Below are 7,610 nucleotides of genomic sequence, written 5' to 3' on the forward strand. Positions count from 1 at the left end.
CGTCTCGGTCGCCCTGATCGCCGACCGCTCCCGGATCGCCACCATCGCGGGCTTCGAGCACGCCGAGCGCCTCGGCGGCGTCCTGCGGCTCGGCGGGGGAGCCGGCGCCGATCCCGGCACGGCGCTGCGCGACTCCGCCCGCCCGCCCCTCCCTCCTCGCCGCGGCGGCCTGCGGAGAACTCGAGGTCGTCCTCGGCCCCTCGTTCCCGCTCGCCGAGGCGGCCGCCGCCCTCGAGCTGGTCGCGTCGGGCCGGGCGGGCGGCAAGGTGGTGCTGGTCCCCTGAGCGAGTCGTCCACGGTGGACCTCACCGCGAACGGGCCCGTCGACCTCGCGGCCGCGGCGAACCTCCTCCGCAACCACGCCCTGCCCGGGGCCGAGCGGGTCGCCGACGGCGGCCGCCGACTCGAGCGGCTGCTCACCGTCGACGGTCGGCTGCGGCACGTCGCACTCGAGCTGACGGAGTCCGGCGCGCGCGTCACCTCCTCCACCGATGCGATCGACCGGGTCGTCGTCCTCGTGCGGGCGTGGCTCGATCTCGACAGCGACGTCGAGGCGATCGGAGCCGCGCTGTCGGCCGATCCGCGACTCGCCGTGTCGGTCGCGGCGAGGCCGGGGCTGCGCGCCGTCCGCTGTCCCGAGGCGTTCGAGGCCGCGATCGCCGCCGTGCTCGGGCAGCAGGTGTCGGTCGCGGCGGCACGCACCTTCGGGGGGCGGGCGGTCGCGCCTTCGGCGGCAGCGGCTCCGAAGGGCTCCGAGCGTTCCCGACGGCGCAGGCGCTGCTGGACGTGCCCCTCGAGGAGCTGAGGGCGGCGATCGGAGTCACGAACGCGCGGGCGCGCACCGTGCGCGCCGTGGCGGCGGCGTTCGCCGACGGCCTCGTGCTCGACCCCGCAGCCGACCTGCCCCGGCAGCGGCGGCTCCTGCTCGCGATCCCCGGCATCGGCCCCTGGACCGCCGACTACCTCGCGCTGCGCCTGCTCGGCGACCCCGACGCGTTCCCGGCGGGCGATCTCGTGCTGCGCCGAGCACTGGGCGGCGTCTCGACGGCAGCGGCCGACGCGGAGTCCGAGCGCTGGCGACCGCACCGCGCCCACGCGGCCTACCACCTGTGGGCGCTGGCGGGCGCGGTTTGAGAGCGTCCGGCGGTCTCTAGCTCAGGTACTCGACGTCGTCGTAGTGGAACGGCGCGTCCTCGTCGTCGGGATCCTCGGCAGGCACGTCCTCGTGCTCGAGGATCACGGCGACTCCGGGCGAGACCAGGACGCAGACCTCGCGCTCGCCGGCCACGGTGAAGCTCACCATGTCGCCGTGATCGCGCACCGCCTGGACGAGGCGCTTCTCGAGGGCCTCGGTGTCGAGCTCCAGTGAGAGCAGGAACCGGCGTCCGTCGATGCTGAGGATGGTGCGTCTCATCGTGTCCTCCTGCTCCGGGCCCCCACCGCGTGTCGAGCGACCGGGGGTGACCGCCTTCACGCGCAGCGAGGCGGCGTGCATCCGGATCACGGCGTTCATGCGCGCTCCGGCCGGGACTCGTGGTGACGGCGGCCCGCCGTGCGGCGGTCCTCCTTCATCTCGGACTCGAAGAGGTGGCGGCGGCCGTCGGCGAGCTCGTCGCGCGCGGCGCGCTCCTGCTCGCGGAATTCGCTGTAGTAGGTGTCGTCGTAGTCCTCGACGATCTGGAAGGTCCAGCGCCCCTCGATGACGTTGCGGCCGACCAGCTGCGACTCCAGGCGATCGGCGACCTCGTCGTGCCCCGCCTCGCGGAACGCGTCGACGGCCTCGCCCAGCGCGAGGTCGGCGGCGCCGGTCAGACGGTGGAAACCGTAGAGGAGCCCGCGGGCGTGCTCGACGGTCTCGAGCGCCTCCGAGAGCTTGCCCAGTGCGGCGACGGTGGCGTCGTCGAGCCCGGCCGGGCGGAGGTGCGCGGTGTCGGGGTTGTCGTGCGAACCGGTCATCTCAGTGAGCTTAGGCGGCCCTCACTTCACCGCCACCCCCTTGCGCCGGGCTCGCGAAACGTCCTGGAACGAGTGCGAGGGGGTTCGTCAAGGGCCTCGCCGAACCCGACGGGCGTCGCTTAGCGTCGCGTCATCGGGCCCCCCGAGCGACGACGTGGTCGCGGGGTCCGCGATCGGGAGGCACCGTGCTCGGCTTCGGAATCGAGGAGGAGTTCGTCCTGCTGGACGCCGCCGGTCTGCACCCGCTGGACCTGGGGAACGCCGTCTACTCCGAGTTCTTCGGCGACCCGAACTTCGGCGGCTGCCTCGGCCGCGAGTTCCTCGCCTGCCAGCTCGAGTTCACCTCGCCGGTGCTGCGGAGCCTCGCGGAGGCGCACTCCTGCCTGTCCGGGTTCCGCTCCCGCCTGACCACGACCGCCGCGGCGTTCGACGCTCTCGCGGCGGGAGTCGGGGTGCCGTTCGCGTCGCCGGGGCGGCCGGTGCTCTCTCCGGTGCCCCGCTACCGGGAGGTCGGCGAGCGGATGGGCGCGCTCATCGACGAGCACCGGGTGCAGGCGCTGCACGTCCACGTCGAGGTGCCCAGCCGCGACGCGGGAGTGGCCGCGCTCAACCGTCTCCGGATCTGGCTGCCGACGCTGCTCGCGCTGTCGGTGAACTCGCCCTTCCACTCGGAGGCCGACACCGGCTTCGGCAGCTGGCGGAGCGTCGCGCTGCGGCGATGGTCGACGGCCGGCTGCCCGCCGCGGTTCTCGAGCGCCGACGACTACGACCGCCGCGAGCGCGCGCTGATCGGGCTGGGGGCGACGGTCGACCGCGGAGCCATCGGCTGGCAGGCCCGGCTCTCCTCGCGCTACCCGACGCTCGAGATCCGGGTCGCGGACGCGCAGCTCGATGCGGCCGACGCCGTGCTGATCGCGGGCATCTGCCGGGCGCTCGTGCGCTCGGCGCTCGACCGGGCCGAGGGCGGCGAGCCGTGCTCGCCCATCGCCCCCGAGCTGCTGGACGCGGCCCTCTGGCACGCGGGCCGGTTCGGGCTCGACGGCACCCTGCTCTCGCCCGGCGAGGGCCGGGCCCTGCCGGCCGCCGAGGTCGTCGCCGAGCTGCGCGAGTGGATCGACGGCGGGCTGCACGCCCTCGGCGACGCGGAGGCGGTGGACGACGGGCTGGAGCGGCTGACGCGCCTCGGCACGGGGGCCGCTCGACAGCGCCGGGCGTTCGCGGAGGGGGGCACGCGCGGGCTCGGCGAGCTGCTGAGCACGCCGGGCAGCCCCGCACCGAGGAGCCTGCTGCGCGAGCTGTCGAGGAGGCGGGACTAGAGGGACCCGCGCGGCGCGGCGCTCCTCGGCACGGCCGGCGCCCTCGGCGGCAGCTCCACGAGCCGCACGTCGTGCAGCGCCCCGGCCTCGGCCACCGCGGTCAGGTAGGTGCAGGCCGGCTGGCGGCGCCGATCCGTCGGCGAGCCCGGATTGAGCAGGCGCAGGCCGCCCGGGCTCACCGAGTCCCAGGGGATGTGGCTGTGGCCGAAGACGAGCACGTCGACGTCGGGGTGCGCCGCGTCGGCGCGCGCCTCCCGGCCGCTCGCCGCACCCGTCTCGTGGATCACGGCGATGCGCAGGCCGCCGACGACCGCGCGGGCGACCTCGGGCAGGCGGGCGCGCAGCCCCTCCGGATCGTTGTTGCCCCAGACGGCGAGCAGCCGCGGCGCCCGGGCCTCGAGAGCGTCGAGGCTCGCCTCGTCGACCCAGTCGCCCGCGTGCACGACGAGGTCGGACTCGTCGACGGCGCGCCAGACCTCCTCGGGCAGCTCCCTGGCCCGCTTGGGCAGGTGGGTGTCGGCGAGCAGCAGGAGGCGGACAGGGCCGTCCAGGCGCGGGGGAGCGCCGGCGGCGTCCGGGACGAGGAGCGCCATCAGCGCCCGGGGGTCGGCTCGACCCCGCCCTCGGCGCCGGGCTGCTCGGGAGTGCCGGAGCCGTCCAGGCGCGCGTCGAGGGCGTCCAGCGCCGGCACGAACCAGAGGTGGTCGCCGCCGTTCGACTCGACGACGAAGTCGTGGAAGGCGCTCGACTCCGAGACCGCCGTCGTGATGTCCCCGACGACCACGAGGCGCTTGCGGTAGTCGACGAGCGTCTGCACGAAGCCGCCCGCGATGCCGGAGCGCAGGTGGAAGAACTCGGGATCGAGACGGCCGACCGGCACGACGATCGTCTCGACCGCGCCGTCGTAGCTGCCGCCGACGAGCGCGAGCGCATCCTCGGGGGTGGAGAGGGCGGGGCCGTCGTCGTCGACGAGGAGGAGGGGGACGCCCTGACGGGTCTCGGTGCGCATCGCCCCAGTCGATCACGGCGGACCCGGGAGCGCCAGGGTCCGCCGGGGGGCGCTCGGGCCCGTGCGCGGCGCGGTGCTCAGCCCTGCGCTCGGAAGCCCCGCAGGCGCAGGCTGTTGAGCACCACGAACACGCTCGAGAACGCCATCGCCGCGCCCGCGACGAGGGGGCCGAGCAGCCCGGCCATCGCGAGCGGGATCGCCGCGACGTTGTACGCGAAGGCCCAGAAGAGGTTGCCTCGGATGATCCCGAGGGTCCTCCTGCCCAGTCGGAGCGCGTCGGCACCCGGGCGAGGTCGTCGCCGACGAGCGTGACGTCGCTCGCCTCGATCGCGGCGTCGGTCCCGGCACCCATCGCGATGCCCAGATCGGCCGCGGCGAGGGCCGCCGCGTCGTTCACGCCGTCGCCCACGAGGGCGACGCTGCGGCCCTCGGCGCGCAGGCGCTCGACGACCGCGAGCTTCTCCTCCGGGAGCACCTCGGCGATCACCTCGACGATGCCGACGGCCGAGGCGGCCGCTGCGGCCGCTCGGGGGTTGTCCCCGGTGAGCAGCAGCACGCGGAGCCCGCGGGAGCGGAGCGCCGCCACGGCGCGAGCGGCCTCGGGGCGCGGCTCGTCCCGCAGCACCGCCAGGCCGCGGAGCTCGCCCTCCCAGCCCACGCCGACCACGGTCCCTCCGCTCGTCGCGGCCCGCTCGGCCTGCTCGGCGAGCGCACCGGGCGCGAAGCCCCACTGCTCCTCGAGCCAGCGGAGGCGGCCCGCGACCACGAGGCGGCCCTCGACGCGGGCGCGGACGCCGAAGCCGGCGCTGGCGCGGAAGCCGCTCGCCTCGGGGACGTCGAGGCCGCGCTGCTCGGCGCCCCTGACCAGCGCCGCGGCGAGCGGGTGCTCCGAGCCGCGCTCGACGGCGGCGAGCATCCGCAGTGCCTCGTCACCGCTGGAGTCGACGACCTCGAAGGCGCCGGTGGTCAGGGTGCCGGTCTTGTCGAACACGACCGTGTCGATCCGACGGCTGGTCTCGAGGACCTCGGGTCCGCGGATCAGGATCCCCAGCTGCGCACCGCGACCGGTGCCGACGAGCACCGCGGTCGGAGTGGCGAGGCCGAGCGCGCACGGGCAGGCGACGACGAGCACGGCGACGGCGGGCGAGACGGCCGCCGCGAGGTCGGCGCCGGCGAGCAGCCAGCCGACGAGGGTGGCGAGGGCCAGCACGACGACGACGGGCACGAAGACCGAGGAGACGCGGTCGGCGAGGCGCTGCACGCGCACCTTGCCGGCCTGCGCGTCCGAGACGAGGCGGCCCATCCGGGCGAGGACGGTGTCGGAGCCGACGCGGTCGACCCGCACGCTCAGCACGCCGTGGGCGTTGAGCACGCCGCCCGCCAGGACGGAGCCGGGGCCGACCTCGACCGGCACGCTCTCGCCCGTGAGCATGCTCGCATCGACCGCGCTCGAGCCGTCGAGCACCGTGCCGTCGGCGGCCACGACCTCGCCGGGGCGCACGCGGATCCTGTCGCCGACCGCGAGCGACGTCGCGGCGACCCGCTCCTCGGTGCCGTCCGCGGCGAGGCGCACCGCGTCCTTCGCGCCGAGGTCGAGCAGTGCGCGCAGCGCCGCTCCGGCGTCGCGCTTCGAGCGCGCCTCGAGGTAGCGGCCCGCCAGGACGAAGACCGGCACCGCCGCCGCGACCTCGAGGTAGATCTCGTCGTGGCCGGAGCGCGAGCCGAGCAGCTCGAACGGCATGCTCATCCCGGCTCGGCCCGCGTCGCCGAGGAAGAGGGCGTACAGCGACCAGCCGAACGCGGCGAGCACGCCGAGGCTGATCAGCGTGTCCATCGTCGTGGAGCCGTGCCGCAGCGCCTTCACCGCGTTCCGGTGGAACGGCCAGGCGCCCCAGACGGCCACCGGGGCCGCGAGGGCCAGGCACAGCCACTGCCAGTTCGCGAACTGCAGCGGGGGGATCATCGACAGCAGGACGACGGGCGCCGCGAGCAGGGCGGAGACGCCCAGGCGGGTGCGGAGGGTCCGGCGCTCGAGGTCGGCGGGGTCGGCCGGGTCGGATCCGGTCGGCTCCGCGGTCTCCCGCGCGGGCACCGTCGCCGTGTAGCCCGCGGCCTCCACCGCGGCGATCGCGTCGGCGGCGGTCGTGCCCTCGGGCAGCACCACCGTGGCGCGCTCGAGCGCGAGGTTCACGGTGGCCGTGACTCCGGGCAGTGCGACGAGGCGCTTCTCGACCCGGGCGACGCACGAGGCGCAGGTCATGCCGCCGATCGCGAGCTCGAGCGCAGCGGGAGCGGTCGCGCGGACGAGCCGGCCACGTCGGGAGAGGAGTGCGAGCCCACGTCAGGCGAGGGGTGCGAGGCGGTAGCCGGCGTCCGCGACGGCGGCCGCGATCTCCTCGCGGCCGAGCGGGCGGAGCGAGCCGACGGTGACGGACGAGACGCCCTCGGGGGAGAGCGAGACGTCGACGCCGCTGACCTCGGGGTACGCGGCGAGCTCCTCCGTCACGCTGCGGACGCAGTGCTCGCAGGTCATGCCGGCGACGCCGAAGGTCTGCACGGAGGGGGCGCTCATCGAGGACGACGCGCCCTGCGACCCGCCGTGGCCGCCGCAGGCGCAGCCGCCGGTCGAGCCGCAGCCGCAGGAGCCGCCGGACGGCGCGTCCGAGGTCGTCTTCGCGGTCAGGCCGAGGTCGGGTCGAGTGGTCATGTCGGAGCTCCTCGTGGTGGCGGTGCGGGTCCGCGCCGTGGTGATCGAATACCCCAGGGGGGTACTCCCATCGTAGGTCGGAGCGGGCTCTCGGGCAAGACGCGGGGCGGCGGGGGAGAATCGGGTGGTCAGCGCGATCGGAGGAGGGGACGTGGACGCAGGTGCACCGCCGCCGTGGGGCGCTCCGACCCGGGAGTCGACGCGAGGGCCCGTACGGGCCGCGCCGCTCCCGCCGCGCACGAGGTTCGAGCCCGCCGTGCTGCTCACCTCGCCCGGCGAGCTGCTGCGCCTGCGCGAGAGCGTGCGCTCGCGGATCCACCACGCCGCTCCCGCCCGGCAGCGCCGGCTCGCCGAGCTGGCCGACGTGGGCGAGGGCTTCACGGTCCTCGGCGCCCGTGAGCTCGAGCGCTCGCTCCGGCGGGCCGCCGCCCCCGCCGCCGAGCGGCGCCCCGACCCGGTCTCCGTCGTCGCCCTCGGCTCCGACGGGCCGGCGCTCGCCGCCGAGCGCTCCGACTCCCTCCGCATCGCCCTCTGGGAGGACGTCGTCTCGGTCCAGGTCGCCACGGTCGCCCTCGGCGCGCGGCGGGTGCGCGCGCTCGCCCTGGGAGTGCTCGCGCCGGGC

Annotated in this window: 9 protein-coding genes and 1 pseudogene; 4 read left to right on the forward strand and 6 right to left on the reverse strand. The window is 76.0% G+C overall.

Annotated features, from left to right (window positions below; translation table 11 throughout):
- Together B0T42_RS22845 and B0T42_RS20800 are read left to right on the forward strand one after the other, a co-directional pair.
- Positions 1–805: AlkA N-terminal domain-containing protein (locus tag B0T42_RS22845; protein ID WP_446737396.1), on the forward strand; the 805-nt coding region annotated here is incomplete at its 5' end.
- Positions 787–1,134 carry a DNA glycosylase family protein gene (locus B0T42_RS20800; RefSeq protein WP_201788588.1) on the forward strand — a complete coding sequence of 116 codons (348 nt, stop codon included), beginning with the start codon at positions 787–789 and terminating at the stop codon, positions 1,132–1,134. The genes B0T42_RS22845 and B0T42_RS20800, both read left to right, overlap by 19 nt.
- Before the next feature lie 16 nt (positions 1,135–1,150).
- Here B0T42_RS20800 and B0T42_RS18240 read toward each other — a convergent pair whose 3' ends face one another.
- Positions 1,151–1,414, reverse strand: coding sequence for a hypothetical protein (locus B0T42_RS18240; RefSeq protein ID WP_139344581.1), 264 nt, complete (start codon positions 1,412–1,414; stop codon positions 1,151–1,153).
- 95 nt (positions 1,415–1,509) lie between these two features.
- On the reverse strand, positions 1,510–1,956 hold the full coding sequence (locus tag B0T42_RS18245) for a hypothetical protein (protein WP_077224409.1): 447 nt from the start codon (positions 1,954–1,956) through the stop codon (positions 1,510–1,512).
- Positions 1,957–2,141: 185 nt separating this feature from the next.
- Here B0T42_RS18245 and B0T42_RS18250 point away from each other — a divergent pair, with 185 nt between their 5' ends.
- Positions 2,142–3,272, forward strand: coding sequence for a carboxylate-amine ligase (locus B0T42_RS18250; RefSeq protein ID WP_077224410.1), 1,131 nt, complete (start codon positions 2,142–2,144; stop codon positions 3,270–3,272).
- Here the strand turns inward: B0T42_RS18250 and B0T42_RS18255 are convergent.
- The 4 genes and pseudogenes from B0T42_RS18255 to B0T42_RS21755 form a co-directional block, all read right to left on the reverse strand.
- A complete protein-coding gene (locus tag B0T42_RS18255) occupies positions 3,269–3,865 on the reverse strand; it encodes a metallophosphoesterase family protein (protein WP_077224411.1) in 597 nt (198 codons plus the stop codon). The genes B0T42_RS18250 and B0T42_RS18255 overlap by 4 nt on opposite strands.
- Positions 3,865–4,281, reverse strand: a complete 417-nt coding sequence (locus tag B0T42_RS18260; protein WP_077224412.1) for a DUF4180 domain-containing protein — start codon at positions 4,279–4,281, stop codon at positions 3,865–3,867. Before B0T42_RS18260 ends, B0T42_RS18255 begins: the two co-directional genes overlap by 1 nt.
- A 77-nt stretch (positions 4,282–4,358) precedes the next feature.
- Positions 4,359–6,541: pseudogene (locus tag B0T42_RS18265) on the reverse strand (heavy metal translocating P-type ATPase).
- 81 nt (positions 6,542–6,622) lie between these two features.
- Positions 6,623–6,988, reverse strand: coding sequence for a heavy-metal-associated domain-containing protein (locus B0T42_RS21755; RefSeq protein WP_236720407.1), 366 nt, complete (start codon positions 6,986–6,988; stop codon positions 6,623–6,625).
- A 256-nt stretch (positions 6,989–7,244) separates the two neighbouring features.
- On the opposite strand from B0T42_RS21755, the gene B0T42_RS18275 reads away from it, so the two are divergent.
- Positions 7,245–7,610, forward strand: a 366-nt coding sequence (locus tag B0T42_RS18275) for a hypothetical protein (protein ID WP_139344582.1), incomplete at its 3' end; no start/stop codon positions are given.

This window comes from Rathayibacter rhapontici (genome assembly GCF_001995175.1).
GTDB lineage: Bacteria > Actinomycetota > Actinomycetes > Actinomycetales > Microbacteriaceae > Rathayibacter.

Coding starts and splice junctions, on each gene's coding strand:
- B0T42_RS18240 (WP_139344581.1), bottom strand. CDS start 1,414: ATGAGACGCACCATCCTCAGCATCGACGGACGCCGGTTCCTGCTCTCA.
- B0T42_RS18245 (WP_077224409.1), bottom strand. CDS start 1,956: ATGACCGGTTCGCACGACAACCCCGACACCGCGCACCTCCGCCCGGCC.
- B0T42_RS18255 (WP_077224411.1), bottom strand. CDS start 3,865: ATGGCGCTCCTCGTCCCGGACGCCGCCGGCGCTCCCCCGCGCCTGGAC.
- B0T42_RS18260 (WP_077224412.1), bottom strand. CDS start 4,281: ATGCGCACCGAGACCCGTCAGGGCGTCCCCCTCCTCCTCGTCGACGAC.
- B0T42_RS21755 (WP_236720407.1), bottom strand. CDS start 6,988: ATGACCACTCGACCCGACCTCGGCCTGACCGCGAAGACGACCTCGGAC.